We start from the raw sequence: 26,662 nt of genomic DNA on the forward strand, positions 1-26,662 counted from the left end.
TTATTCTCCAGAATTTGTTCCGTTTTCAGCAGAATTCTTTAGTTTTTCCGCCCGGTCCGCTGCGATCAGAGCATCCAGAATTTCATCGAGGTCCCCGTTGAGGATCGCGTCCAGCCGGTACAGCGTCAGGCCGATTCGGTGATCCGTCACGCGCCCCTGCGGATAATTGTAGGTGCGAATCCGCTCCGAACGGTCGCCCGTCCCAACCTGAGAACGCCGTTCGGCAGCCACCTGATCGTCCTGTTCCTTTTGTTTGATTTCGTATAATCTGCTGCGCAGAATTTTCAGAGCCCTGTCCTTGTTTTTGTATTGGCTTCGTTCATCCTGACACTCCACCACCATGCCGGTCGGAAGATGGGTCACGCGGATGGCGGACGACGTTTTATTGATGTGCTGGCCCCCGGCGCCGCTGGAACGGAACGTGTCGATTTTCAGATCGTTCGGGTCCAGTTCAAACTCCACCTCCTCAACTTCCGGCAGCACCGCAACCGTCGCTGTCGAGGTGTGAATCCGTCCCTGCTGCTCCGTCTCAGGCACACGCTGAACACGGTGGACCCCGCTTTCGTATTTCAGGCGGGAGTAAGCTCCGTCGCCCGTTATCATAAAGCTGATTTCCTTAAAGCCGCCCAGCTCGGTTTCATTGGCGTTCATGATTTCCGTCTGCCAGCCCCTTGACTGGGCATACATGCTGTACATACGGTACAGCACGCCGGAGAACAGGGCGGCTTCCTCCCCGCCCGCTCCGCCGCGAATTTCAACAATGACGTTTTTTTCATCGTTCGGGTCGCGCGGAAGCAGCAGAAGCTTCAGCTCTTCGCCGAAGCGTTCGCGGTCCGCGCGCGCCGTGCTGATTTCTTCTTCCGCCATATGCCGAAGCTCCCGGTCGGACTCTTCTTCCAGAATCTGCCTCGCTTCGTCTTCCGTTTCCTCGGTTTTCCGGAATTCGCGGTATTTTTCCACAATCGGCTCGATGGAACGGACCTCTTTCATCAGTTCCCTCGATTGCTCCGGGTCGCACGCCACGACCGGGTCGCATAGTTTTCGGTTTAATTCTTCGTATCGTTTTTCAAAGACCGTCAAATTTTCAAACATCAGCATTCTCCTTTGTTTTTTAACCGTGAATCCAAAGGAGAGCTATAATTCATCCTGGCTGGTTTCCCGGACGATTTTTTTAATATTCTTTTCGCACTTCAAACGCGGAACCATAATTTCATGGCCGCATTTTTGGCAGCGGATTTTAAAATCCATACCGGAGCGCAGCACCAGAAACGTATTGCATCCGCACGGATGCGGCTTCTTCATTTGAAGCACGTCTCCCGGTCTGACGTCCATGGGCGCACCTCTCTTCCATCGCAATTAATAGCCACAGTCTTTAGTATAGACCAAAATTCGCCAAACAGCAATATCCGCCGCCCAGTTTTTCGGGCGACTTGCGGTTTGTCCAGGTTCGGCATATAATAAATCCATTCTGAACAATAAGGCTGGGATTATTATGGGAACCAAAGAGCAGATTCTCAACCGTCTTCGTGAAAACGGGGAGTACATCTCCGGGGAGGAACTCAGCGAACAGCTTCACGTTTCCCGCACGGCGGTTTGGAAATACATCAACTCCCTGAGGGAGGAAGGTTACGGCATCGTTTCGGCGACAAACCGCGGCTATCGTCTGGAAAGCTGCCCGGACCGTTACTCGGAGGCCGAAATCGGCGCCGGTTTGGAAACGGAGTTTTTAGGCAGGAATCTTTACTGCTTCGATACAATCGATTCGACCAATGAGGAGGCAAAACGCCGGGCGCTCACCGGCGCCCCGAACGGCAGCGTATTTGTTTCGGAACAGCAAACCGGAGGCAAGGGCCGCCTTGGCAGAAGCTTCGCCTCCCCCGCAGGAACCGGGCTGTGGTTCACCGTTCTGCTCCGGCCCGGAATCCTGCCGCTGCGCGTCTCCGTCACGACCCTGCTTTCCGGGCTTGCCGTAGCCAGAGCCATCCGCTCCCTTTCCGGATGCGACGCCAGGATCAAATGGCCGAACGACGTTGTCATCGGGAGCAAAAAGGTCTGCGGGATTTTGACGGAAATGACGGCGGAGGTCGACCGCATTGAATTCGTCGCGGTTGGAATCGGGGTCAACGTAAACAACGCGGCTTTCCCCGAGTCCCTGAGGGAAAAAGCAATTTCCATCCGCATGGTCGGCGGAAAGCCGCTGCGGCGCGTTTCTCTTTTGCAGGAAATTCTGATTCAGTTTGAAACCCTGCTGAAACAAAACGCCGAAGCAGACCCCGCGTTCTGGGAAGAATATAAAAGCTTATGCGTTTCCCTTGACCGCCAGGTCGAATTCACACGCAGAGGCGCGCTGGTAAAAGGAACCGCCGCGGACATCTCCGCCGGCGGCGAGCTGATCGTCGAACTGGAAGACGGAACAAGGGAAACCGTTACTGCCGGAGAAGTCAGCGTACAGGGGATCTACGGGCATTAAAGGACGGCGTCCAGCGCAAAGTCAGCGCGGGCGCCGCTTTTTTATGAACCGCGAAACCGCCTAACCGTGCTGCGGCTTCGTTAAGTTACATGATACAGTTGCGTGATCGTTCCAAGGTCATGCGTATTGCCTTCGTCGTCCACCAAATAAGTCTGGATTTCATAGCGGTATTCCGAGAATGCGAACGTGCCGTTCGGGTAATAAGCCTCCCGGCGCGTCCTTTGGACGCCTCCATGGAAATGGGAAGAACCGCCTACGTAGGCCAGGCCCTGAAACGCCACGGCGATTTCCGACGCGGCAACCTGTGTTACCTTATCCGGCATCAGAGGGGTAAGCACCGCGGCAAACAGGCCCATGGCCTCCGCGGTATCTTTAAAGCTGAAAGTGCTCCAGCCCCAGCAGCCGCATTCGTTCCACGGGCCATAGAAAAGCCCCGGAACCGCGCCCTCCCTCCGGCCTCCGGTCAGAAGGGTTTGAAACCACATCGTCTTATCTGCTGAAATCAGGATGAGACAGCGTGAAAGCCAACGCCAAACCGACAGCATTCTTTTTGTTTTGAGCATCTCATTACCTCCTTGATTTTACCACGGTTGACTGGCTTACAACAGCAGAAAATCCTTTCGCCGAAATCAGAACATTGGAATCACATCCTTTCCATTCAACCGTCTCTCTTCCGCGGACTTTCCGGCGGGAGAGCGGCGCGTGTCCGCAAATTATCTTCTCAAGCGTTAAAAGCTTTGATTGTTTTTCCCATCAAGCAATATAACCACTTAACAACACGATTTGTTACAGAAAAAATTTAAATTTGTAGCAATCAATAAAATTAAGATCTTACTTTTGTGAATTATAATGGATTTTCGAAATTTCAGCGTAAAAAGCAACGCCGGGTTCGGATAGAACCGGGCGTTTTGGTAAAGTCATGTGAAAAGCCTATCTAATATTCTAAGACGCCCATATATCCTGTACTAAATATATCAAAGACAACTTTGTGTCAAAAACGATATATAATTTAGTTTGACGATAGGATTTATTGAAAACTTTCCATTGATAATCATGAGAGAAATTGGGATATTTTTGTGTATCTACGTCTAATATTTTCAGAATCGCAATCATCTGCTCCTGCATCTCCGTGCTTTTTTGTGAGGACATTTTTTCTAAGAACGGTGCATCTCCCTGCGTGTCTGTTCCATTCAACGCATAAATTTCATATGTTTCCCTGTCACCCGTGCCGCCGGTTTCTGACACGGAATATTGCTTTTTAAAATTGCTCGGAACGATGAAACCCCAATCCTGGTACATTCTAGTATCCGACGTAAAATACCCATAAAGGAAAAATCCGAGTGGAACCCCTAAAATGATCAAAAAAACAAGGATGATTCCCCGGTTGGATTTTTGCACGTTAATTCCTCCAAGCAATTATTTTCTTCCCTTTTTTCTATCTGCGAGCCTGTATTTTGGAAGCGTACCTTCCCAAAGTTAACCTGTTCCCTAAACGGAACTTAAATTCGAAGTCCTTCGGAAGACGGTCCGATAAAGAGCCATGATGAAAAGCCAGCCCGCCGCAAACAAAACGCCGTCAAAAATGCTGAGAGGACCGTAAAGCGGATGAAAGGCGAATTCCGTCAGCGCCGGAAGAAGAAGAATTCCAAGCGTAACAGGGAAAACAATGCGGAAACGCAGAAATCCATAGATTGTGTACCATCCGGCGAGAAAAAGCAGCATCAGATAGAAGAGACGATCGCTTTGAATCGGAATGGGAAACATTTTGACTCCTGTTTCTAATCCTTGAAAAATCGTGATATTGTTCCCTGTTGTCATTTGTATGAGTAAGCTGTTGAAAAAAAGCAGGACCCCTAAAACCGAAAAAGCTGAGACAGCCGCTTTTTTCCGCCGAAGATTATCTCCGTGCTTTTGTGCCGCCCAAAAAGCAAACCAGGCTGCTCCGCACCAGAAAATCGCGCCAATTGTACGCAGCCCTTCAAAAATCCACGGAGCACGGCTCCATGGAGTAAAGGCAAATTCGGTCAGAGCGGAAATCAGCAAGACCGTGAAAACGGCGGGAAGGACGAAGCGCAGCCTTGCGAAACCGTATGCAAGGAACCCGCCCAGAAACAGCAGGAACAGACCGAAAAGCACATTGAAGCCCAGTTCGCTCAGCCGGTAAGCCAAATCCAGCGGCCTGCCCGCTTCCTCAGTCGCAGCCCGGAATCCCTGCGTGTAGCAGATCATCCGGAACAGTGTTACAATCCAAAGCAGCGCCGCAAAAAGAGAGTTTATCATCCATATGTTCTTTCGCAAAGCTTTGCTTCCTCCTTTTTCAAAAAGCTATATAAATGCGGAACAAAGAAACGGCAAAGCCCGGCGCAGGTTTACGTCGCGATTTTTTGCCTATTTTTCCTTGTCCCTGTCTTCGCTGATCTGCTGCTTCTCGGAACAATCGTGATCGGCTTTGCCATTCTGCTTCCCTCTGGACAGATACAGAAGATAGATTGCAATGCCAAAATTAACGATGACGGCAAAAAATGTAAACGGATGAATATAATCCACTAATCTTCTTCCCGTACCCAGGAAAGCAACCCATTCATATTCTGTTACCCATATTGACTGTACCGTATCGGCACAATACATCATATTAAAGAACAGCAGCGCAAGTCCAACTACTCTTATAAAAAGATTTTTCATTAATCCGAACCCCCTTCCTGTAAAAATCAGCGGGCCAACAGCTTTTCTCTGACGGCCCGCTGTTATTGTTTGGGCCATTACTTTGAAGTAGAGTCAGGGAAAGCTGCATTGAGACATTCCGTTGCTTTTTTTAATGTCGTTTGGAATTTCGTAAGACTGTCTCCCTTGCCGATGTCTTTTGTTTTAATAAATAAACTGTCCGAGAGAGAAACTAATGTTTCAGTGTTTTGCTGGAAGGAACGGTCTGTGGGGAATTGACCTTTCTCCTGCAAAACTTTTTTTAAGTTCCTTTGATAAGCCGCCTTTGCGTTGAAAAAATCAGCAAATCGTGAGTTTAGCTCCTGAGGAAGAACCGGTTCGTTCAGTCCTTTTTGGCTCGTGTAAATAATTTTGATATACCTTGGCTGAGCATTGGTATCGCAATCGATATAACCCAAAAGATAATCTGCCGATCTCTGGTCGCCGGAGGACGATTCCGCTATCTTTTTTACCATATCCTGAAATCGGCAGCAGTCCTCAAACCATTGAAGGTTAAATGAATTGATGAGAGCCTCTTGTAAATGAGTTTCCGAAACCCTATTTGCGGCGGATGCAGAGGAAGAAGATCGGCAGGCGGTACCTACCCCGACCAAAAAGAAAATTGACAGGACAATAACTGCTTTTTTCATCATTCAGCTTTTCCTTTACTTAACAAGTGTGGACTCCTGTTTTTCCCATCCGGTTGCGTACGGCGGCCCGAACCTCTATGTACCTGTGCTCAACTCGTTGTAAAAATTCTGTAGTGTTTTATAAATGGAATCATAATCATCTGCAACATAGGACCCGGTGATTAGCTTTCCTGAATACCCATCATATCCAACAAAACCGGAGTCAAGAGTATAACTAAATTGCCCGGAAATCCCCTTGCAGGTACAGTCAATGGAGTAAGACCATCCGGAAGCCAATGAATCATCACTAAAAGACAATTTTTGCGTGTCCAGTTCGTCAAACAGTGAACGTATCATCCCCTGATCCTCTGTCTCAAAGCTCTTTCCGGTATTTCCATCGCTGATTTTTACTTTTTCGATAGTGACATTAGCCTTATCATATCCATCAGAAAACAACATAGATTTCTCCGTTTTTGAGAGGAAGGGTAATTTTCCTGAACATCCCGAAAGGTTTATGATCAGGACAGATGAAAATATGCAACTGCTTAATAAGACCACTTTTAATCGCAATCTTTTCATTTCCTCCTTCCTGCAAAATATAAAAGTATCATGGTGCCTCTTCCAAAACGGTGTGTTCCACATTTTGGGGCAAATCATCAATCCGAATAATACTCAGTAAATCAGTCTCATCCTTATCTGCTTGGATGCTTTCCCTAGACATATGGGACCAACACAGATAATGATTGTTCGTGAAAAATCCGCTCGTAAAATCAATTTCACCCGGCGATAAATCAACGGTTCTGCGAAGCAGCCGGTCAAACGCGATGGCCTTTTGACCGTATCGCCACAGGGCAATCCGTTTACTCAGGCAAGGCCATGAATAACCCATATTCGAATAATCGGGTTTCTCTTTTCGGACCAGCGTTTCAACCCCGTTTTCTATTAAATGCAGATCCATCAGCAGCAAAGTTTCTTTTGGTGAAGCTCCTTTTTGAAAAGTCTGGGAAACGTACATGACAGAATCGCAGCCATCGGTCGCATAATCATAGATTCTGGCTCCTTGTTTCATGCAAGGCTTTTTTTGATTGCCTTTCCGCTTAATGATAATGCTGTAATTCAGTTCAGGATTGCTTGACTCATCTTTGCACAGACCGAAAACCCCGTTTTCCCCAAATTTTGGAACCGCGAACTGTTGAGCAATCGTTTTTTTATGACCGGTTTTCAGATTGTATTCATAGCTTTCTATCATATAGTTTTTGTCCGCATCCACCTGAGTCACTTGATCCAGAAGAACACGGTCGTCTTTCAGGGAGGGGGTCGGCTGATTCCCTGAAATGGGGTTGCCGTTTTGATCCATTGCCGTTTTAAATATCCGGTTTGTTTTGTTGGATTTTCTATTATACGCATAGATTTCGCAATTGGGATCCGCCATACTATCCTCGCCGAGGTTTTGTTTCCAAACGACCCAATTGTCGTTGATACAGCCATATGTGATGTTGGTTGGCCCTTTTGTGGAAGCGATATGCGTCTCTTTGCCCGTATTTAAATTATGAACAACAAGTGTTTCATTAGGATCAACATATAACAGATCACCTGTTTCGGATATGGAAAGGCAGAGTTTATCATAGAAGTTCAAATTAATAACAGGTATATTCCCCCATACCGATTGGATAGTTTCTTCCACTTCCTCTTCCGTTGACAAAGGGCCTTGCGATGACTGGGGGTTGGACTGGGAGGACAAAGCTTCACCAAGGATGGCTGATGAGACGGGGGTGCGGGAGGAAGGTGTTTCCACCTTTCTCCCGCACCCAGACAGAATCAGCAAAAGACATGCTGCAAAAAAACATCCCGCCTTATTTACCATATGATTCCTCTCCTATGAACGTATTGGAAGATCTGCCTTTCTCATAAGGACATACCCTCAACAAAGAGAATTTAAACTTTCTGCGCATCGCTTTGCCTACAAGAATATACCGCTGTCATAAGTTGATACCCTGCAGCCAATAAAAGCGCCGAGACAGGCCAAACAGGGAGAAAAGAAATCAAACCATGTATGACTACTTCATAAGCGATCAGCAAGAGTACCATATCAGCTAATTTAAGATAACAACAGTTTTTTTGAGTCCACCGGCTGTTTTTCATTAGCCAAGAATCAGCGCCAAGCACTATTCCCAATAGAATCGTCAGAACAAATGAACTCCAGTGATGAGATGTAGAATATGTCATAGATGAGATAATACCGACCTGCCTGATCATTAATTCTATTCCTATGATAAACAGCGGCAAGCAAATCAAATATATCATATACAGATTTTTTGAAATACGATGCGTCATCAAACCTTCCTCATTTCATATTAAAAATTGTTTCTTCCAAAAATATCGTTGGATAACTTGAGATCCCAAGACTCAGAGCCACGCTGTAAGGTTACAAAATAATTCGCTCCTGCATAATTCGAACCTGAATCCGCGACAGGATAATTTTCCCATGAAGACGGCGTATTGTAAGTCCAATTTCTTGTGCTATTACTAAGATTATAAGTATGACTTGAACTATGAACCGTTCCATTTGGCACATAGCCCTCTTGCCCAATCGTAGCGTAATTGTCAACTATATAAACATTTGAGCCCAAGTAAGCGCCGGTTCCATCTCCATCGAGATATCCAATCGCTTTATCAACACCATAATATTGTCTTCCATTATACTCATATTCAGTATAATAAACTTTGGTGGTAATAGTTGCAGAATAGGAACCGTCACTTTTTGATCTCTCTAGGCTTCCGCCATTTGCACTTATTGCCTCTAACAAATCGTTTATTTTTCCATTTATTGAAACCAACTCCACATTTGTTTGTATTTTATTAACGACATTACCAGCTTCAGCCGGTATAGTTCGGTTTTTAGTAGCAGTCGCAGTTTCTGTTTTAGAAAACACAACATATTGATTTGAATAATCAATCTCTGTCCCCGTACGTACGACATCGTCTATTTATTCACTGGATATACTATTTTTAGTATCCGCGAACGCGGGCATGCACACCATCATGGACAGGGCAAAGACCAGAACCAGGCTGATCGCTTTTTTCCAAGTCTTTAACATTTTTCTACCTCCTAAGTTTCGTTTCGGTTGACAGGCGTACAAAAGGAAGTCGCGCAGGGAGATTCTTTCCCGCTGACTGAACCATCGGTATCATCCTCTTTCTTTTTTATTTCTTCCCATGCGCATTGGAAAATTCCTGTTTTCCCCTTGGAATTTTGTTCCGATAATATAACACCTGAGGTCATTGTTTTGTTACACTATTTTTGATTAAATTATTTTATTTTGTATCAATGCTTTATTTTTTGCCATTATTGCTTTTATGAATTAACAAAAGCAAGTTTGGAATCTATCAACTGAATCAAATTAAGTCCCAATTTTCCAAGCAAACAGATGCAAAACGCCCGATGCGGTTTTTAAACCGCACCGGGCGCTGATTTTGGAGAAATTTATCTTATTTTTTCTTTTTAAAGCCGTCTTTGAGCGAAACGGAACGGTTGAACACGGGATGTCCCGGTTTGCTGTCGCGGCTGTCCAGGCAGAAATAGCCCTGCCGCAGAAACTGGAACGCGGCGGGCGCCTTCTCTTCCGCCAGCCAGGGCTCCACCTTGCAGCCATTAAGCGCTTTCAGGGAATTGGGGTTTAACTCTTCCAGAAAATCCCCTGCCTCCGGGTCCGGAACGGTAAACAGGCTGTCGTACAGACGGACTTCCGCATCCACGGCGGTTTTGGCGTCCACCCAATGGATGGTGCTTTTTACTTTTCTGCCGTCCGGCGTGTTGCCGCCGCGCGTTTCCGGGTCATATTCGGCGTATACCACCGTGACATTGCCGTTTTCGTCTTTTTCACAGCCGGTGCATTTTACCACATAAGCGGTTTTTAAACGCACTTCGTTGCCGGGGAACAAGCGGAAATACTTTTTTTCGGGGACTTCCATAAAGTCCTCGCGCTCAATCCACAGCTCGCGTGAAAAGCTGACCGGACGGGTGCCGGCCTCCGGACGCTCCGGATTATTCTCCACGTCGAACATTTCGGTTTTGTCCTCCGGATAATTCGTGAGAACCAGCTTGACCGGGTCAAGAACCGCCATGGCGCGGCGGGCGTTCTCGTTCAGGTCCTCGCGCAGACAGTGCTCCAAAAAGCTGTATTCCACGGTGGAATTTACTTTCGCGACGCCGATTCGTTCGCAGAAATTGCGGATGGAAGCCGGCGTGTAGCCCCGGCGGCGCAGGCCGCAGAGGGTCGGCATGCGGGGGTCGTCCCACCCGGAGACGTAGTTGTTTTCAACCAGCTGCCGCAGCTTGCGCTTGCTCATGACGGTATTGTTGATGCCAAGGCGCGCGAACTCGATCTGGCGGGGCTTCGCGGGCAGGTCGATATGCTCGATTACCCAGTCGTACAACGGGCGGTGATCCTCAAACTCCAGCGAACACAGCGAGTGCGTGACTCCCTCGACGGCGTCCTCAATCGGATGCGCGAAATCATACATCGGGTAGATGCACCATTCGGTTCCCGTACGGTGGTGCGCCATGTGATTGATGCGGTAAATCACCGGGTCGCGCATGTTGAAGTTGCCGGAGGCCAGGTCGATTTTCGCGCGAAGCGTCATGCGCCCGTCCTCAAACTCGCCCGCCCGCATGCGGTGAAACAAATCAAGGCTTTCTTCCGCGGGGCGGTCGCGGTACGGGCTGCGCGCGGGATGCGTCAGGTCGCCGCGGTATTCCCGGAACTGTTCCTGCGTCAGCTCGCAGACATAGGCGAATCCCTCGCGGATCAGCTTTTCCGCCAGTTCATACATCTTCGGAAAATAGTCGGAGGCGTAATAAAAGCGGTCGTCCCACGAAAAGCCAAGCCACTGAATATCTTCGCGGATGGCGTCGACATATTCGACGTCTTCTTTTGTGGGGTTGGTGTCGTCCATGCGCAGATTGCACAGCCCATCAAATTTTTCCGCCGTTCCAAAGTCGATGCAGATTGCCTTGGCGTGCCCGATGTGCAGATATCCGTTCGGCTCGGGGGGAAACCTGGTGTGAACCGTCTTCCCCTCAAAGCGCCCGCCCGGGGCAACATCCTCTTTGACAAAGGTATGAATAAAATTTCCGGCGCTTTCGGTTTCTTCCGCGCTCCTGATCTCTTCGCTCATCATACCGACTCCTTGTTCAGTTTTTCAAGACCGACGTTCAGGCGGCGCAGCGCTTCCTCTTTGCCAAGGAAACACAGAATTTCGATCGCCCCGCCGGGGGTCACCTTGGTTCCGGCCGCCGCGATGCGCACAGGCCAGAGCAGCGTTCCGTTTTTAACCCCCAATTCCTGTGCAAGCCCCATCAGGGTATCATGGATCGGCTCCATCGTCCAGCCGCCAAGCTCCTCCAGCTTCGCAATCGCGGATTTCAGCATGTCCACGCTGTTTTCAAGGTTTGTCTTGCTCTTTTTATTGATATAATCGTCGACCGGATAGTCGGGCAGTTCCTTTAAAAATCCGATCATGCCCGGAATATCGCTGAATTTGGTCACGCGCGGCTGCAGAACCTCCGCCAGCACCTCCCAGGGATAATCGCCCTGCGGGAACAGCCGCCGAAAATAAGGCATCGCGTTCTCCAAGAATTCTTCCCGCGGCATGGCGCGGATGATTTCCCCGTTGAACCACAGCAGTTTGTCGTAATCGAATACCGCGGGCGATTTGCTGATTCCGTCAATGGAGAAATTTTCGACCAGCTCCTCAAGCGTAAACAGCTCCCGGTTGTCCTTCGGGCACCAGCCAAGCAGGGCTATGTAATTGACAATCGCCCTGGAAAGGTAGCCTTCTTCAATCAGGTCATGGAAGCCGGTGGAGCCGTGCCGTTTCGACAGCTTGGAAACGCTTCCGTCCGCGTTTTTGCCCATAATCAGCGGCAAATGCACATAAGTCGGCACATCCCAGCCGAACGCCTCGTAGAGAAGATTGTACTTCGGCGTAGAGGACAGGTATTCGCTGCCGCGCACCACATGGGTAATTTTCATCAAGTGGTCATCGATGACGTTTGCGAAGTTATAAGTCGGGTAGCCATCGGATTTCAGGAGAATCTGGTCCTCCAGTTCCCTGTTCTCAATCGTGATCGGGCCGTATACCACATCGTCAAACGTGGTGGAACCCTCAATCGGCATCTTCTGACGAATCACATAGGGTGTTCCTGCGGCCAGAAGCCGTCCCACTTCCTCGGCCGACAGATTTCGGCAATGACGGTCGTAGCCGCCGCCGTTTTCCTCCTTGGATTCGTGCAGGGATTCCAGACGTTCCTTGGTGCAGAAGCAGCGGTAGGCTTTGCCTTCCGACACCAGCTGCTCCGCATATTTCCGGTAGAAATCTTTTCGTTCGCTCTGTACATAGGGGCCGTAGCCGCCGCCGAGATCCGGGCCCTCATCATGTTTGAGTCCCACCATGTCAAGCGTGCGGTAAATGATGTCCAGCGCGCCTTCCACATACCGTTCCCGGTCCGTGTCCTCGATGCGGAGAATAAAATCCCCGCCGGCGGATTTCGCAATTAAATATTCAAATAATGCCGTCCTCAGATTCCCAACATGCATCATGCCGGTGGGACTGGGGGCGAATCTTGTCCTGACCTTCTCCCGCATGGGTTACACCCTCCTGCTTTTTTGTTCACTGCCATAAAGATTCTGATTGTAGATTATACCAAATTTCGGCGGGATAATCAATGAACGCTCCCCTTTTTTTGCAGGAAATCGAGGTATTCCTCCAGGCACAGGTCCTTTTCTTTCATCATCCGCGCGTTTTCCACCCCAACATAGCGATAATGCCACGGCTCATATTTGATTTTGGTAATTTCCTGTTTGTCCTTCCGGTACCGCAGGATAAACCCGTAATCCTGCGCGTGCTCGTCCAGCCATTGAAATGCGGGCGTTGTGTCAAAATCGTCCCGCACCCCGTTTAAATCAAGCGCAAGGCCCGTGCTGTGCTCGCTGTAGCCCGGGCGGGCGACCGATTTTTCCGCGTATGCCTCCGCCTCACTGGGAGAAGAATAGGACTTGGAATACCCTTCGATCTCCTCCTGAAACAGTTCACTTTGTCTTTCGCTGCTTCGGTACGCGGAAGAAATCCACAGCGATATTCCGTCAGCCGCCGCGGCGGCGTCCATTTTTTCATACGCTGCTGCGGCCCTCCGGTTAATCTGCACCCCGTATACGGTGATCAGATCCGGGTCGTAATTGTCCGGCAGTTTATGGCTGTAATTCACCAGAATCAGATTTTCATCCGCTGTCGCGGCCCCCGCGGCGGGCGAAGATGCCGTGCCGGAAGAAACGGACGGCGAAGCGGTCGAGGCCGCCGAGGCCGCCGAAGAAACGCCGGAGGAAGCGGCGCCCGCGTTTGCCGCTTCCTCCCTGCTGTCTCGATAGGAATAAACCTCTAAAAATGTAATAACGCACGCCGCGAAAAAAACAAAAACCGAAACAAAGCCCGCAAAAACAAAAAGAAAATTACTAAATCCTTTTTTGTGATTTCCCATTCTGCATTCCCCCCCGAAGCCTAAAACTAGTATGGGAAGAATGCCGAAAATAATTCGTTTGAGTCCGGACTTATTCCAGCCGCACGGCCGTGCCGGAAGCTGTTACCATCAGCATGCCGTTGTTCGCGCCAAGCACTTCATAGTCAAGCTTGACCCCGACCACAGCGTCGGCGCCAAGGCGCAGGGCCCGCTGTTCCATTTCGGAAATCGCGCTTTCCCTCGCCTGAATCAGCTCTTCCTCATAGGTGCCGGAGCGCCCTCCAAAAAAATTTGACAGTCCCGCCGCAAAGTCCTTGATGAAATCCACGCCGGAGATCACTTCCCCGAACACAATTCCTTTGTACTCTGCAATTTTTCTGCCGTCGATCGAGGGCGTTGTTGTACAGACCATCCGTCACACTCTCCTTCTAATTCAATTTGATACACGGATATTATAAATCCGCGCGGCGTTCGGCGCAATCATTCTAATTGAATCTATGCCGCCATATGCTTTTATGACACGGTCTTCTGGGGATGATATGATGAGGCGAAACGAGTACGGTACAAAGCTGGTGCTGGCGGCGACGGCGTTCGCGCTGGATATTTCCCGGGAATTAAGCGCCGACGAAATGAACGTTCTCGGCGCTTTCCTGAATGTGGTCGGAGATCAGCTTTCCCTGATGGCCGCGTCGGAAGTATCCGAGCCGCTGTTCGGACAAAACGGAAACGGGAAAGACGGCGGATGAACCGGAAAAGGTTCCGCCGCCCTTATTGATTTATCCGCCAAACGTGGTATGATATCGGTAACGTCAGCACAGAAGCGCGAGGTTTCGTCCTGTGCCTCTCTGGAAAGGCAGAAAACGAATGAATCTTTTTGATATTATGGGTCCGATTATGGTCGGCCCGTCCAGTTCCCATACGGCCGGAGCCGTGAGAATCGGATTAATTACAAGAAAGCTGCTTGGGGAACCGGTCACGGACGCCGAAATGCTTCTGCACGGCTCTTTTGCCGCGACAGGAGAAGGCCACGGGACGGACCGGGCGCTCATCGCCGGACTTCTGGGGATGAACCCGGACGATGAAAACATCCCCAAAAGCTTTGAAATCGCCGAAAAACAGGGAATGAAATTTCGGACAGGCGTCATCGCTCTGCGAAACGTTCATCCAAACACCGCGATGCTGCGAGTATCCGGAAAAAGCGGAAAAAAACTGGAAGTCGTCGCCTCTTCCCTCGGCGGAGGAAGAATCCGTATCTGCCGGATTGACGGAATCGAAACAAATTTTTCGGGAGACTGCCCCACACTGATCGTTCATAATCTGGATCAGCCGGGTCACGTGGCTCAGGTCACAGAGCTGTTATGCCAATATTCGGTTAACATTGCCGCCATGCAGCTGTACCGGGACGTAAGGGGCGGCTATGCGGTTATGGTACTGGAATGCGACCAGCCGATTCCGGCGGAACCGCTCGCTTCCCTTGCGCGGAAAGACGGCATTATTAAAGTTACCTATCTGAATCTTGACGAATAGCGGAGGATTGCTATGGCATTTACATCTGTAAAACAGCTTCTGGCAGCGGCAAAAGAACGAAATCTTCCTCTTTGGGAAATCATTTTGGACGAGGATGTCAAGGACCGCGGAACCGTGCGGGAGGATTCCCTGCGGCAGATGAACGCGCTTTGGTCGGCGATGAAATCCGCCGGCGTAAGTTACCGCGCGGAGGCCCGTTCGAAAAGCGGCCTGGTCGGCGGGGACGGCGGCAAAATGGAGGAATACGCGAAAGCCGGGAACGGCATTGTCAGCGGATTTTTTTCCGAAGTGATTGCGCAGGCGCTCCAGATGGGCGAATGCAACGCCTGCATGAAGCGGATCGTCGCCGCGCCGACGGCCGGTTCCTGCGGCGTATTGCCCGCCGTACTGATTCCGTTTGCAAGGGCAAACAAAATCGAGGATCGGCAAATCATCCCCGCGCTGTTTGTCGCGGCGGGATTCGGACAGATCATCGCATCGCGCGCGTCCATTTCCGGGGCGGAGGGCGGCTGCCAGGCAGAAATCGGCTCCGCCTCCGCCATGGCCGCCGCGGCCGTTGTCAGCCTCAGGGGCGGCACCCCTGAGATGTGTGCCAACGCCTGCGCCATGGCCTTGATGAATCTGCTTGGCCTGGTATGCGACCCTGTCGCCGGCCTTGTGGAGATTCCCTGCGTGAAGCGGAACGTGGTGGGAGCAGTCAACGCCATCAGCTGCGCAGACATGTCTCTCGCGGGAATCGGCAGCGCGATTCCGCCCGACGAGGTGATTGACGCCATGCGCGAGGTGGGCGATATGATGCCCGCCGCCTTGAAGGAAACCGGAACAGGCGGCTTGGCCGCAACTCCTGCGGGCGTCGCCGCGGCAAAAAGAATCCACGGAAACATTTAACGATGCCGTGGATTCTTCTTCACTTTTTCGGCGGCTTCATACAAAGCGGCCAGCAAATCAATCTCAAACTGGCTTGACATGGTGTCCAGCTTAACATAAGCCTTGCCAATATCCGTGCTGACATATTTGGGAGAAAGCCTGTTCAGCGCGTAAGAGATAATGTCTGCTCTGCACTGGTCACATTTGCAGCAGCCGAGAAAATCAATGATCTCATCCAGCTTTTGTTCCGCAAGGCTTTCCGTAACATTTACAATCTTCATGGAACCCTCCCCATTTTATTTTCTTCTATCATATCATTGATCAGGAAAAATTGTAAGTGCTTACACATTATTTTGTTTTTATTTTTACGGTTGCACTTTTGGACTGATTATGGTATGATGATATAGTTTCTGATACCTATTCTTTTCTCTTTTAAAAGAGGGCCATTAGCTCAGTTGGTTAGAGCAACCGGCTCATAACCGGTCGGTCCAAGGTTCGAGTCCCTGATGGCCCACCAAAGCAAGAACCGCATCAGACAGCCGTTCTTCGGTTGTTTGGTGCGGTTTTTTCATGCTTGATTTTAACACAAAAATTTGCCGTTACTCGGGTTATAAATTTGAAATACATTCCCACTCACGGCACATATTTTATTATTTATTACAGTCGCGGCAACCTCATCTCCGATATGATTTGGTAAGAAAGCTCTGGTAGACCAAGTATCTGTTAGGTCATGGCTGCCCCTCCCCCCTGCGGGGAAACGCAGTCGTCAAAGGTAAGAGCGTATTCATGAGAAAATTGTTCTTGCGGAATTCGTCGATCACAAGCGGCGAAAGTTTGTCCTGAGTATTTTTCTTTGCTTCTTCAAGAGTTACGGGCATGTGTCATCATCCTTTCATTTCTTTGTGCCCTGTACGTTAAGTGACCGGGCGACTGCTTGTTTAAGAGTCGTCGGTGCTTCGGGCTTCAATTAAGTATTCCTCGCAGAAGAGGTTTTGCTTTTTTGTCATTGGTATCCCCCATTCAACTCTGTCCCGGCCGTTTTTCTTTTTTCGATCCGGGAGAGTTCAGGACGTTCGTTCTTCCAAGCAAATAATCAGTAGACACATGAAAATAGTCGGCTATCTTGCACAGCATCATTAAGCTTGGTTCACTAACTCCATTTTCCCATTTGTTGTATCTGGTTCGTTCAACTCCAAGTCTCTCAGAAAGTTCTTCCTGGGTAAGCCTCCTTAATTCCCGCAATAATCTAAGCCGTCTGCCAAACATAGAATTACCACCTTTCATCAACTCATTTGTTTTCTTCTTCGATGATGAATATGGCCTTCATTATAAACTGCTATTAAATTGCTGATCGTAAACGCCATTCTCCTGCCGCGTTGAATGCCGGTAATAACGGCCCCGCACGGATACCACCCCGTTTGAGACATAAAAAAGGACGGCCCGAAGGTCGCCCCATCTGCTTACATCTGTTTCAAACTATTTCTTTCTTGTTGAAATGTGAAATGCCGAATACAGAGGGCACACTCCAACAATTGCAGTCAATAGCGGAATTATGCCAAGCAAGCCGAACCATTTTGAGTTCCCGGGAAGTACAATAAATAAGCTAAACAGAGCGATTGATAGAATCCCTCGAATAATTCGATCAATGATTCCTACATTTTTCATATGATTCCCTTCTTCTGGCAAGTTAATGTGTAAGTTGCTTTCACTCTGTATTATATCCTTAAAAACAGATATCTCCGTGACCTGGTCACTTTATGTGCCGCTGCCCCGAATTCTTTCAGCCGGTCCCGCGCGATTTAAGGGATAATGACAGTATAATAATGGAAACAAAATTGAAATTGGGAGATTTTTATGCTTGAAACAAGTTTTCATGGAATTACCATAAATTTTTCAGAACACTGGGCAAGCATCACAACCAATGAAAAACTTATGACATTTTTGGCACAACCGGGAAACGGCTCCGTTGAATTGGCGCGATATATATTAAATCGGTATCAGGAAATTTTTCACAGAAATCTTGAAATTCCGGAAATGTCGCTTGCTGTTGAGATTCTAGTCCACGCTTATCTTGATGTTTTTTCAAAGAATGCTTCGTTAATCAGAAACCTTCTGCCTAAGCAGATATCAAAACCGATTCTACAACTGACTGAAGAAATCCACGAAAGAACTTCCATTATTGACTGTGGAGAGATTTCAGTTGATCATAATCGATTTATATTTAATAATCTTGCGCCCTTCCACTCACTTATTTTTGCCGCCTTGGGAAAACTTTCCTGATCAGGCAATCACTACAGGATGTTACAGGAACGTCTTTCTGCGGCGTTACCGTAACGCCCTGTTGATTCTTTTTCCGCTCCCTGCACTTCTGCACCCGGCGCCTTGTATTTTCTTTTTGCTGTTCTATGTAGTCCAGAAGGAGCGTCGCCCTCTGCTCCCAGTTCCGGATAAACACCTTGTCCCCGTCCCTCTCTTCAAGGAAGTGGATTCCGAGCAGCTCATTGTAAAACTTCTGAGCGCCCTTTGCGCCGCCTTTGTCCCACCCCGCGGCTTTCGCGATGGCTCGCGGCGGAAAGTTTGTCACGATCCCGTCCGGAGCCGCCGTAGCGGCCCAGGTCCAAAAGCAGACCATCAGGCCGGCGGCGTGTGCGTTTGTGATTCCAAGGGCATCTGCCAGATTGTAGATTTTATCATGTTCCCGGATTCCGTCGTCCACCTGAATCCATGCCATTTCTACACCGTCCTCTTCAAATACCGTTCCCGGCTTTCCTGCCGTCCTCTCAATTACCCCTTGAAATTGTTGCGGATTTGCATTCCGCAGGGAAAGATGAAGTAAATTTTTTTTGGCAACAAGCAAAAAGAAAAGCCCGCCGCAAAAAGCGGCGAGCCTGATTTAACGTTTGATGATTCCACCTGTGCGCTCCATAACAAAACGAAAAAGCATCTTTGAATGCTTACAGAAACGGTCTTAAATGAACGGACAGCTGCTCTTCAGAATGGATGAGCCGCTCTGTAATATTCTTGGCCTGCTGGTCTGCCGCTTCATATTGGTTTAAATACCGATTCAGGGATTTCACCCCCATATTGCAGCCTTCCGTAATCAAATCCGCTGCAGTATGATCCGTAGGCTTCATCGTAAGCTTTGTATTTGTTTTAATCCAGGACATTCCCTTTGCAAGCGGACTGGGTTCTTCGCCCCTGTCTTCATACTCGTTCAGCAAACGGCGGGTCTCATTCCCAAGTGCTTCGTGCTCGTGTTTGCAATCCGACAGAAGTTGTCCGAACTTTTCACTTTTTACTTTGGGCATAACTTCATCAATAGAATCCACGGCCATCTTGATACCCGCTTTACATTCGCTCAACAGCTTTATCGTATCGTCATTTATCATAATATCACTCCTTGAATATGAATGAAATCAATGATAGAATATCCGTTCGGCTGAAAAATATGAAACTCCCCCAGGGTTACGAGGTCGTCTTTTGAGAGGATCTACTTTCGAAATGGATTTTTGAATTTCAGGCGTTTTTTTGTCGAAGGCTCCAAAAAGAGGACAACCGCCCCTAACAATATTCCGATCAGCATTGAGGCAATAAATTTCATGGCATACAGCTCCTTTTCCAATAGTTTGCTCCAATCAACGAGCATCATCCCACTAATTCCGAAATGCGCGGGGCAACTACAAAATTGCCGCCGAGCAACAAGGTCGGCGGGAACCGTCAAGAAGTTTGTCCCTGCAGCCGTTTTAAAAAAAACAGCAAAGACGAATTGTATTTTCGAATCCCTTGCAGATACTATCTGCGAGGTGATATTTTGTATAAAAATTTACATGAATTGCTTATGGACAGCGACATCACACGACAGTATTTTATGAAGCTCCCGGTACAGATTCAACTGACGGTTCACGATCAGAACGACAACATCAGGACGGCTGAAGAACTGCGCAGATACGTTGATCACATGACAAAAGCCAAGGGATAAGCTGAGAATGCTCCAAGACCCCGGCGCGTTTCCCGCCGAGGTCTTGGAGCGCCTGTTACTTATTTTTCGCTTTCTCGGAATTTGAATGATCGTTACTTTTGGGGCCGGAATCGGACTTTGCATTCCCCGGATTGGAATCGGAAGAGTTCGGCTTTATCTTGTCTTTTTCTTCACTGGACGCGCTGCTGCCGTTGTTTGATTCTTCCCTGATCTCCGTCCGGGCCGCCGAAGAGGACGAATCCTGAATTTCGGCATCGGCTTTTTCCGACTTCTTACTCTGGCCCTGATTTCCGGACTTGTCCGGATGATTCTGGGAAGAGGCGGCTTTGTTTGCGGAAGCGCCGTTTTGCCCGGCCGGCTGAGAGGAGACGGCCTGCGTCGCGGATTGCGCGGAATCTTCCGAAGAGGCGGTTTCCGGGCTGCCCGACGCGCTGTTCCCGTCGGTTCCGGCATCATTTTGTACCTCCTGATTCCCGTTGTCCCCGGAGGCCTTTTTCGTTTCTTTGATTGCTTTCATAATATCTTTGACGGGCTTTTTCAGCCACTGGGTAACATCAACGCTGTTTGGGTCGCCCGTGCTGGCCTGCAGCTTTTCCACCAGATTCAGTTTGCCGGGCGTGGTGCCAAGTGTGCGGGCCTCCTGGACTCTTTCATACCCGACGCTGACGGACTCCACTTCCACAGGTGCCTGCGCGTCGTCCACTTCCTGTTCGGCAGTATCCTTCAGGTCGGTTGCCAGTTCCTCCGCGCTCGTTTCATTATCGCTGTAAGTCGCGATCATGATTCCGCCCGGATCATCGGGCTGAAAGTAACCTTCCTGACTGATCTGCTGAACCGTGCTTCTGACGGCATCGTCGATCGACTGATTTTGCAGTCTTAATTGCTCCAGAACTTTTACGGCATCCTGATCCACCGCTTTTGCGCTGAGAACCCTGCCGAACCGGTTGACGGAGTACTCAATCGAAGGGTTGACATCCAGACTGACATAAGTGTAAGGGGTGCAATAGGCCCACGCCGATACGCCGAACATAAGCGTCAAAGCCGCCGCGGCGACAGTCACAGCCACTGTTTTCGCCGGTTTTCCAAACACCTGCTTTTTCATTTCTATCACCTGTCCAATCGCATAATTTCTGTTTTTAACCTTGATTATGCAACCATCGTCCGACAGGGCCGCAGCATGAGCTCCCCTGATTTCTACAATAACGCCTTTCATCTGTTCAGCTCCTCCCGGACATATCGCATATATCCAGCGAGAATGGGATAATCCCCGGTCATTATCTCTGCCCCCGCTATGATATATTTTCGGTGACGTTCCAGTATTTTTCGGGGTACTCCGCTTTTCTTTTCCAAAGTTTTGATCGACAGGCACCCGGAATGCCTCATCTCACTGACCAAAACAGGGCTGCTTACGATGCAGGCAATGGCTTTCGCGCACGCTTTTTTCGTCTTCTCCGCCTTTGGGGAACATTTGATCAGGTCGAAAAATGAAAATCCGTATCTTGAAAAGTCCTGCCCCACGCACTCGATTTCCGTTTTCAGGGAATCGTCCGCCGCCTTCTCGCTTTGATCGAAAACCGCTTTTGACACCGTCGCGTTTTCTTCGCCCTCCTCCGGGTCGGAATCCAGCGCGGAAAGACTCACCGCGGTTTCCGAGCGGAATTTCGCCTGAGACCGTATGTAATCAATCAGTTTTCTGTGAATTACAAGTCTGGCAAACCCTGAAAAGCTGCCGCGATCCGCCGAATACGCCTTTACCGCCTGCGAAAATGCCCCCAGTGCCACCGACCACTCGTCGTCATTTTTTGTCAAATAGCGTTTTGTTGTCTCCGATGCGCATTTCAGAATAAATAATTCATTTTCCTGTACAAAGGAATTAAAAAAAAGATCGTCCTTTGCCGCGCGGACAGCCTGTTGATTCATCTCGCACAATTTATTTCCCCCTCCCGATTTTCCCCGCTTACAGAATATCCGTCCGTTTCTGCGGGTCACAGCCTTGCAGGAACAAAGGATCCTACCATAAGGTTTGATTGGGTACCTCCAATCCGGTATTTTACAATTTCACCCCTGATTTTGAATTTATTCTAACATAACCTGGGAAAGAGAATGATCTCGCTGTTCGAAAAACAGCACAATTTTACATGATCTTCTTCCGCCCCCCACAATACCGGAATTTCCGGCTGTTCCGATCCGGTATAGCGAACATTGGCCAATTAATTTAGCTCTGAAGACGATAAAGGCCCGCGAACAGCTTTGAAAGCTGTTCGCGGGCACCTTGCGTTTCTGTTTTTATGAAACCGTGACAATACTCAACCGCTGAGCGGACTTTTCCAATCCTGCCGCATAAACGCCCGCCTGACCGGAGCCTGCCGCTTTGATTTTGTAGAAATAACTGCCGCCGGACTGCGTGACGGAGACGGACTGGATGACCGAGTTGTTCCCGGTGGTAAAATGTAAAACGGGATTCCCGGAAGTCGGCGTAAATTTGAATATGTAGGTTTTACCTTTCGACATGGTAAACAAATAGGGGGTATCGGATCGAATCCCGGCGGGAACCTGGCCGGAAAGCGTTCCGTTCGCGGTAAAGGACGCGGAAGCTCCGCTTGCGTCCCTGGTTGTGATGACCGCCGCGCCCGTTCCGGCATTTGTGATTTTAAACAGATATCCGCCGGAAGTTTTGCCGTAATAGGAAACCGCCACCGCGGACGGATTGGAGGAAGCGGCGGTCGGAGCCGTCGAATCAGCCGAATAGATTTTGTAAATATAGGAATTGTTCGATCCGAACGTATAAGAGGCCGTCGTGTCGCACTTGAGAGACCCCGTCGAAACCGGAGTGCCGGAAGATGTTCCCGTATTCTGCAGCGTCCCGTTGGCGGTAAAGGACGCGGAAGCTCCGCTTGCGTCCTTGGTTGTGATCACCGCCGCGCCCGTTCCTGCATTTGTGATTTTAAACAGATATCCGCCGGAAGTTTTGCCATAATAGGAAACCGTCACCGCGGACGGATTGGAGGAAGCCGCGGTCGGAGCTGTTGAACTGTTCGAATAGATTTTGTAAATATAGGATTGGTTGGATCCAAACGTATAAGAGGCCGTTGTGTCGCATTTCAGCGTTCCGCCATGATCGGCAGAACCGGAGTTGTCCTGTGGGGTCGAAGAGGTGGAATTTCCGGAACCGACCGCCGTAAAGGAGACCGTGGTCCCGTTCCCCGCCGTCGTCGTAATCACGGCATCGCCCGGTCCGTTGTTCGTAATTTTAAACTGGAAGCCGTCCGCCAGCCTCTTGGAATAGGATACGCTGACGGCAGCAGGATTTGAGGAGGAAGCGGAGGGTGTAAAGGTGTCGTTGGTCGAAATCTTATAATAATAAGTCGAATTCGTCCCAAATGTATAGGTTCCTGTGGTATCGCAGGTGAAATTCTGCTCGGAAGAATCCGGTACCGTAGGAGTCGTGATCCCGCCGCCGCTGCCGCTGCCGGAATAATCATAGAAGCTGTAATCAACGTCGCACGAGCCTGATACGCCGGGCACCGACCTTTGGCCGTACTGCCACATGGTATATGGGCTGAAGCTCGTCATATCCGTACTGTGCGCTATCCATGTGTCGTACTGTGCGACCAGCGGACTGGTCAAATGAGCTTTGTAAAAGCTGTAGTAGCTGTAAACAACGGTCTTATACCCGGCCGCCTCAAGTTTACTGCAAAAAGCCTGTACCATCTGTCCGAGCATGTCTGTGGACAATCCCCACTGGCCCTTGTCCTCGACATCATAGGCGACAGGATAGTCCAGCTGTCTGCCGTTGAGGACATGCAGGCAGAAGTCGGCTTCCTCCTCCGCCATGGCCACGCTGGTGGCGTAACTGTAATGATAAGCGCCGACTTTCAAACCGTTTGCCTTTGCATTGGAATAATTGGTTTCAAAGTACGGGTCTGTCTGCGTAGACCAGTTCTCACTGCCGAATCCGGTACGGATCATGGCAAAATCTATGCCGTAATTTTTCACGGCGGCCCAGTCAACTGTTCCCTGATAGCGGGAAACGTCGATTCCCTTATAAGCGACGTTGACAACGCAGGACGCGCTGTACGCGCCAGTAGCGGCGGTTACAATCGTCTGCCCGATTTTTTTGCCGGTCACCTGCCCCTGGCTGTCCACCGTAGCAATCGTGCTGTCGGCGGATGTCCATGTAACATCCGTATCGACCGAGGAACCAAAGTAAGCGTATAGTGTCGTGTAATCACCTACTCTTACTCCGATCGATGATTCATTGAGTTGGAATCCCCCCGAACTGTTATCTGCAGCAAAGGTCGGAAAAGACATTAATATCATACCCGACACGACCAAGATCAGAGCAAGAATCTTTTTTTTCAACACTGTTCCTCCGTTTCATTTCGGTTGGTTTCATTTTTTATGGAAAGCAGCGCTTTCCGTCGAATTCTGTTACATATTTTATTATATTTTTTTGGCAGTATTCTGTCAAGCGAATCCTATAAAAAGAGGCTTCCTGTTTTTGGGAACAAATCAATTCTTCTTCCTATTTTTCCTTTCTTGCCTTGCACTCCCGCAGCCTTGCATGATATAATATTAACAATTATACCGAAATGACAATTTGGAGGGAAATTGACAATATGGCTGTTAAATTTATCACAGCGAAGGAAGCCGCATCCATGGTGCCGAACGGTGTTACTTTTGGGTCAAACGGATTCATGGGCACTGCCTTTGCGGAAGAAATCGCGACGGAGCTGGAACAAAGATTTCTTGAAACAGGGGAACCGAACCACCTGACCCTTGTGTTCTGTGCCGCTCAGGGAGACAACGACAAACGCGGTCTTCAGCATCTGGCCCATGAAGGCATGGTTCGCCGGATGATCGGGGCACACTATGGCATGGCCCGCAAACTCGGCGAACTTGTTGTAAAGAACAAAGTTATCGCCTATGATTTTCCCCAGGGCGTCATGTGTCATCTGCTTCGCACCACAGCTGCCCATCAGCCCGGCGAATTAACCCGGGTTGGGTTGGGAACCTTTGTCGATCCGCGGATCTCCGGCGGAAAAATGAACGATCTGACCAAGGACGAAGAGGATCTTGTTCAGCTTTTGCAGGTAAACGGAGAAGATTATCTTTTTTATAAAAGCATCCCTCTCGATTATGTCATCATCGGCGGAACCTACGCGGATGAAAACGGGAATATCTCCTTTGAACGGGAAGGTTCTAAAGCGGAAGCCCTTGCAATGGCGCAGGCTTGCCGAAATTCCGGCGGGACCGTGTTCGTCCAGGTACAGAGAGTCGTAAAGGCAGGCTCGCTGGATCCCCAGAAAGTTGAAATTCCGGGCGTTCTGGTTGATTATGTTGTTGTGGCCAGCGATCTGAAATACTGCGCGCAGAATTTCGGGACTGATTATAATCCCGGATTTTCCGGCGAACACCGGATGAGCCTGTCGGAATTTTCGCCGGCGGCGCTCAGCAGTAAAAAGGTAATTGCGCGCCGTGCCGCCATGGAGTTGAAAGACGGCAGCACCGTTAACCTTGGGATCGGTGTTCCTGAATACATTTCTTCCGTAGCGGTTGAAGAGGGAATCGATCATAAATTCACCCTGACGGTGGAATCCGGGCTTTTTGGAGGAAATCCTCAGAGCGGGCACGATTTCGGCGAAAGTCTGAATCCGGAAAGTATGATTGCAATGCCCTCCATGTTCGATTTCTATGACGGCGGCGGACTGGACCAGGCTTTTGTCGGATTTGCCCAGGGAGATTTGGCGGGCAACGTCAATGTTTCAAAATTCAGCGGGAGACTTCCCGGATGCGGCGGATTTATTGATATTACGCAAAACGCAAAAGAGCTTTATTTCTGCGGAACCTTCTCGGCGGCCGGGCTGAAAACAGAAATCGGCGATGGAAAGCTTAAAATTGTCACAGAAGGAAAATCAATGAAATTCTGTGAACAGGTTGAACAGATCACTTTCAGTGCAAAAACCGCAATCGCAAATAATCAGCCGGTTATGTATATTACGGAGCGTGCCGTATTCCGCCTGACCAAAGAAGGGCTGACGTTATGTGAGGCCGCACCGGGCGTCGATGTGGAAAAGGATATTTTGTCGCTCATGCCGGTTCGTCCTATCATTGCTCCGGATTTTCATCTGATGGACGCACGGATTTTCAAAGATGAAAAAATGGGATTGAGCGAATAAGGATTTCTTGCCTTTTCTTCAGAAACGCTGCACATAGGTACTCTGTCTACATAACTTGTTATCCTAAAAAGCCGGGACAGCCAATACCAGAAGGTATGGCTGCCCCGGCTTTTGGGTTTCATCATGAGTCGATTCAAAGAAAGCCAGCGGCAGAGCCTGAGCCGCGAAACCCCGACAGCCTTCCTCCGCCACCGGAGGCGGCTGTGCCCCGTTAAAAGCCATGCGGAAATAGTCCTCTTCACCCCCCCGGGGGTTTTCCTATGCGGGCAAAGTCCCGCCATACTGGCAGCACCTCAAAGGCGCTCGGGCTTTCTTTCTTCCGCTTGCAACACTCCTTCTCATCCCCTGCCAAAGCTCTTCTTGTTTCACGGAAAATGCCTATTCTTGCTTTGAGACCGAAACGGAAAAATTGTGGGTATGGCTTGTCCTGTATTCTTGGTCCCCGCAAAGCTTTTTTGAACCCTCGGCTGTGCAAAGTTTTCGCACTGCAATAAAAAATCAGCAGCCCATGCTTAACATGAACTGCTGATTCTGGCTCCCCAAGTTGGACTCGAACCAACGACCCTGCGGTTAACAGCCGCATGCTCTACCGGCTGAGCTATTGAGGAATATGAAGATGTTGGCACCACCTATTGTTCCGGGCCGTTACCAGCCAAGTATCTTCGGCGCAGATGAGCTTAACTTCCGTGTTCGGAATGGGAACGGGTGTACCCTCATCGCAATCGATACCAACTATATTCAACTGTCTTATGATGAAACTTGGTGACCCGTGCGGGAATCGAACCCACGTTAACG

The 26,662-nt window shown here is 49.3% G+C and carries 31 protein-coding genes, 2 tRNA genes and 1 rRNA gene; 8 read left to right on the plus strand and 26 right to left on the minus strand.

What is annotated here, in order from left to right:
• Complete coding sequence (gene prfA, locus ACLQ3M_RS12975; protein ID WP_411678106.1) at positions 1-1,092, minus strand: peptide chain release factor 1; 1,092 nt, start codon at positions 1,090-1,092, stop codon at positions 1-3.
• Between the two features lie 42 nt (positions 1,093-1,134).
• Complete coding sequence (locus ACLQ3M_RS12980) at positions 1,135-1,332, minus strand: DUF951 domain-containing protein (RefSeq protein ID WP_411678107.1); 198 nt, start codon at positions 1,330-1,332, stop codon at positions 1,135-1,137.
• Between the two features lie 160 nt (positions 1,333-1,492).
• Here ACLQ3M_RS12980 and ACLQ3M_RS12985 point away from each other — a divergent pair, with 160 nt between their 5' ends.
• A complete protein-coding gene (locus tag ACLQ3M_RS12985; RefSeq protein WP_411678108.1) occupies positions 1,493-2,470 on the plus strand; it encodes a biotin--[acetyl-CoA-carboxylase] ligase in 978 nt (325 codons plus the stop codon).
• Positions 2,471-2,550: 80 nt separating this feature from the next.
• On the opposite strand, the gene ACLQ3M_RS12990 is transcribed toward ACLQ3M_RS12985, so the two are convergent.
• From ACLQ3M_RS12990 to ACLQ3M_RS13050, 13 genes are all read right to left on the minus strand, one after another.
• Positions 2,551-3,033 (minus strand): hypothetical protein, encoded by a 483-nt coding sequence (locus ACLQ3M_RS12990; RefSeq protein WP_411678109.1) that lies wholly within the window; start codon positions 3,031-3,033, stop codon positions 2,551-2,553.
• 379 nt (positions 3,034-3,412) lie between these two features.
• The gene (locus ACLQ3M_RS12995) at positions 3,413-3,868 is read right to left on the minus strand and encodes a hypothetical protein (protein WP_411678110.1); all 456 of its coding nucleotides are present in this window, start codon (positions 3,866-3,868) and stop codon (positions 3,413-3,415) included.
• Between the two features lie 90 nt (positions 3,869-3,958).
• Positions 3,959-4,768: a hypothetical protein gene (locus tag ACLQ3M_RS13000; protein ID WP_411678111.1), complete on the minus strand. Its 810-nt coding sequence runs from the start codon at positions 4,766-4,768 to the stop codon at positions 3,959-3,961.
• A 90-nt stretch (positions 4,769-4,858) separates the two neighbouring features.
• Positions 4,859-5,152 (minus strand): hypothetical protein, encoded by a 294-nt coding sequence (locus ACLQ3M_RS13005; protein WP_411678112.1) that lies wholly within the window; start codon positions 5,150-5,152, stop codon positions 4,859-4,861.
• 77 nt (positions 5,153-5,229) lie between these two features.
• Entirely contained in the window at positions 5,230-5,823 is a 594-nt protein-coding gene (locus ACLQ3M_RS13010; protein WP_411678113.1) for a hypothetical protein, read from the minus strand.
• Between the two features lie 72 nt (positions 5,824-5,895).
• A complete protein-coding gene (locus tag ACLQ3M_RS13015) occupies positions 5,896-6,378 on the minus strand; it encodes a hypothetical protein (RefSeq protein WP_411678114.1) in 483 nt (160 codons plus the stop codon).
• Between the two features lie 28 nt (positions 6,379-6,406).
• Positions 6,407-7,663 carry a hypothetical protein gene (locus tag ACLQ3M_RS13020; RefSeq protein ID WP_411678115.1) on the minus strand — a complete coding sequence of 419 codons (1,257 nt, stop codon included), beginning with the start codon at positions 7,661-7,663 and terminating at the stop codon, positions 6,407-6,409.
• Positions 7,664-7,734: 71 nt separating this feature from the next.
• On the minus strand, positions 7,735-8,133 hold the full coding sequence (locus tag ACLQ3M_RS13025) for a hypothetical protein (protein WP_411678116.1): 399 nt from the start codon (positions 8,131-8,133) through the stop codon (positions 7,735-7,737).
• Positions 8,134-8,153: 20 nt separating this feature from the next.
• Positions 8,154-8,732: a hypothetical protein gene (locus tag ACLQ3M_RS13030; RefSeq protein WP_411678117.1), complete on the minus strand. Its 579-nt coding sequence runs from the start codon at positions 8,730-8,732 to the stop codon at positions 8,154-8,156.
• Positions 8,733-9,288: 556 nt separating this feature from the next.
• Complete coding sequence (locus ACLQ3M_RS13035) at positions 9,289-10,977, minus strand: glutamine--tRNA ligase/YqeY domain fusion protein (RefSeq protein ID WP_411678143.1); 1,689 nt, start codon at positions 10,975-10,977, stop codon at positions 9,289-9,291.
• Positions 10,977-12,446 carry a glutamate--tRNA ligase gene (gene gltX, locus ACLQ3M_RS13040; RefSeq protein ID WP_411678118.1) on the minus strand — a complete coding sequence of 490 codons (1,470 nt, stop codon included), beginning with the start codon at positions 12,444-12,446 and terminating at the stop codon, positions 10,977-10,979. The genes ACLQ3M_RS13035 and gltX overlap by 1 nt, the downstream gene beginning before the upstream one ends.
• 77 nt (positions 12,447-12,523) lie before the next feature.
• Positions 12,524-13,336 carry a D-alanyl-D-alanine carboxypeptidase family protein gene (locus ACLQ3M_RS13045; RefSeq protein ID WP_411678119.1) on the minus strand — a complete coding sequence of 271 codons (813 nt, stop codon included), beginning with the start codon at positions 13,334-13,336 and terminating at the stop codon, positions 12,524-12,526.
• A 70-nt stretch (positions 13,337-13,406) separates the two neighbouring features.
• The gene (locus tag ACLQ3M_RS13050; RefSeq protein ID WP_411678120.1) at positions 13,407-13,727 is read right to left on the minus strand and encodes a putative heavy metal-binding protein; all 321 of its coding nucleotides are present in this window, start codon (positions 13,725-13,727) and stop codon (positions 13,407-13,409) included.
• Positions 13,728-13,854: 127 nt separating this feature from the next.
• On the opposite strand from ACLQ3M_RS13050, the gene ACLQ3M_RS13055 reads away from it, so the two are divergent.
• The 3 genes from ACLQ3M_RS13055 to sdaAA all read left to right on the plus strand — a co-directional run bounded on the left by ACLQ3M_RS13055 (position 13,855) and on the right by sdaAA (position 15,730).
• Entirely contained in the window at positions 13,855-14,061 is a 207-nt protein-coding gene (locus tag ACLQ3M_RS13055) for a hypothetical protein (RefSeq protein WP_411678121.1), read from the plus strand.
• A gap of 118 nt (positions 14,062-14,179) precedes the next feature.
• Entirely contained in the window at positions 14,180-14,842 is a 663-nt protein-coding gene (gene sdaAB, locus ACLQ3M_RS13060; protein WP_411678122.1) for an L-serine ammonia-lyase, iron-sulfur-dependent subunit beta, read from the plus strand.
• A 12-nt stretch (positions 14,843-14,854) separates the two neighbouring features.
• Positions 14,855-15,730: an L-serine ammonia-lyase, iron-sulfur-dependent, subunit alpha gene (gene sdaAA / locus ACLQ3M_RS13065; protein ID WP_411678123.1), complete on the plus strand. Its 876-nt coding sequence runs from the start codon at positions 14,855-14,857 to the stop codon at positions 15,728-15,730.
• On the opposite strand, the gene ACLQ3M_RS13070 is transcribed toward sdaAA, so the two are convergent.
• On the minus strand, positions 15,727-15,990 hold the full coding sequence (locus ACLQ3M_RS13070; RefSeq protein WP_411678124.1) for a late competence development ComFB family protein: 264 nt from the start codon (positions 15,988-15,990) through the stop codon (positions 15,727-15,729). The two genes, sdaAA and ACLQ3M_RS13070, sit on opposite strands and share 4 nt — an antisense overlap.
• A 159-nt stretch (positions 15,991-16,149) precedes the next feature.
• On the opposite strand from ACLQ3M_RS13070, the gene ACLQ3M_RS13075 reads away from it, so the two are divergent.
• Positions 16,150-16,226: transfer RNA gene (locus tag ACLQ3M_RS13075), tRNA-Ile, on the plus strand.
• A 503-nt stretch (positions 16,227-16,729) separates the two neighbouring features.
• Here the strand turns inward: ACLQ3M_RS13075 and ACLQ3M_RS13080 are convergent.
• Positions 16,730-16,993: a helix-turn-helix domain-containing protein gene (locus tag ACLQ3M_RS13080; RefSeq protein WP_411678125.1), complete on the minus strand. Its 264-nt coding sequence runs from the start codon at positions 16,991-16,993 to the stop codon at positions 16,730-16,732.
• 192 nt (positions 16,994-17,185) lie between these two features.
• A complete protein-coding gene (locus tag ACLQ3M_RS13085; protein WP_411678126.1) occupies positions 17,186-17,374 on the minus strand; it encodes a DUF2892 domain-containing protein in 189 nt (62 codons plus the stop codon).
• A 189-nt stretch (positions 17,375-17,563) separates the two neighbouring features.
• On the opposite strand from ACLQ3M_RS13085, the gene ACLQ3M_RS13090 reads away from it, so the two are divergent.
• Positions 17,564-17,989: a hypothetical protein gene (locus tag ACLQ3M_RS13090; RefSeq protein WP_411678127.1), complete on the plus strand. Its 426-nt coding sequence runs from the start codon at positions 17,564-17,566 to the stop codon at positions 17,987-17,989.
• On the opposite strand, the gene ACLQ3M_RS13095 is transcribed toward ACLQ3M_RS13090, so the two are convergent.
• A complete protein-coding gene (locus ACLQ3M_RS13095) occupies positions 17,958-18,440 on the minus strand; it encodes a hypothetical protein (protein ID WP_411678128.1) in 483 nt (160 codons plus the stop codon). The two genes, ACLQ3M_RS13090 and ACLQ3M_RS13095, sit on opposite strands and share 32 nt — an antisense overlap.
• 223 nt (positions 18,441-18,663) lie before the next feature.
• Positions 18,664-19,098, minus strand: coding sequence for a hypothetical protein (locus tag ACLQ3M_RS13100; protein WP_411678129.1), 435 nt, complete (start codon positions 19,096-19,098; stop codon positions 18,664-18,666).
• Between the two features lie 422 nt (positions 19,099-19,520).
• On the opposite strand from ACLQ3M_RS13100, the gene ACLQ3M_RS13105 reads away from it, so the two are divergent.
• Positions 19,521-19,688 (plus strand): hypothetical protein, encoded by a 168-nt coding sequence (locus ACLQ3M_RS13105; protein ID WP_411678130.1) that lies wholly within the window; start codon positions 19,521-19,523, stop codon positions 19,686-19,688.
• Positions 19,689-19,743: 55 nt separating this feature from the next.
• Here ACLQ3M_RS13105 and ACLQ3M_RS13110 read toward each other — a convergent pair whose 3' ends face one another.
• From ACLQ3M_RS13110 to ACLQ3M_RS13120, 3 genes are all read right to left on the minus strand, one after another.
• Positions 19,744-20,901, minus strand: a complete 1,158-nt coding sequence (locus ACLQ3M_RS13110; RefSeq protein ID WP_411678131.1) for a hypothetical protein — start codon at positions 20,899-20,901, stop codon at positions 19,744-19,746.
• The gene (locus ACLQ3M_RS13115; protein WP_411678132.1) at positions 20,898-21,617 is read right to left on the minus strand and encodes a hypothetical protein; all 720 of its coding nucleotides are present in this window, start codon (positions 21,615-21,617) and stop codon (positions 20,898-20,900) included. The genes ACLQ3M_RS13110 and ACLQ3M_RS13115 overlap by 4 nt, the downstream gene beginning before the upstream one ends.
• Before the next feature lie 357 nt (positions 21,618-21,974).
• Positions 21,975-24,050: a GH25 family lysozyme gene (locus ACLQ3M_RS13120; protein WP_411678133.1), complete on the minus strand. Its 2,076-nt coding sequence runs from the start codon at positions 24,048-24,050 to the stop codon at positions 21,975-21,977.
• A 257-nt stretch (positions 24,051-24,307) separates the two neighbouring features.
• Between ACLQ3M_RS13120 and ACLQ3M_RS13125 the strand changes: the two genes are divergently transcribed.
• Complete coding sequence (locus tag ACLQ3M_RS13125; protein WP_411678134.1) at positions 24,308-25,867, plus strand: acyl CoA:acetate/3-ketoacid CoA transferase; 1,560 nt, start codon at positions 24,308-24,310, stop codon at positions 25,865-25,867.
• Positions 25,868-25,930: 63 nt separating this feature from the next.
• On the opposite strand, the gene ACLQ3M_RS13130 is transcribed toward ACLQ3M_RS13125, so the two are convergent.
• The 3 genes from ACLQ3M_RS13130 to rrf all read right to left on the minus strand — a co-directional run bounded on the left by ACLQ3M_RS13130 (position 25,931) and on the right by rrf (position 26,600).
• The gene (locus tag ACLQ3M_RS13130; protein WP_411678135.1) at positions 25,931-26,089 is read right to left on the minus strand and encodes a hypothetical protein; all 159 of its coding nucleotides are present in this window, start codon (positions 26,087-26,089) and stop codon (positions 25,931-25,933) included.
• A gap of 310 nt (positions 26,090-26,399) precedes the next feature.
• A tRNA-Asn gene (locus ACLQ3M_RS13135) sits at positions 26,400-26,475 on the minus strand.
• Positions 26,476-26,484: 9 nt separating this feature from the next.
• Positions 26,485-26,600 (minus strand): 5S ribosomal RNA (gene rrf, locus ACLQ3M_RS13140).
• Positions 26,601-26,662 lie beyond the last annotated feature (62 nt).

This window comes from Caproicibacter sp. (genome assembly GCF_046707225.1).
In the GTDB taxonomy this organism is placed as follows: Bacteria; Bacillota; Clostridia; order Oscillospirales; family Acutalibacteraceae; genus Caproicibacter.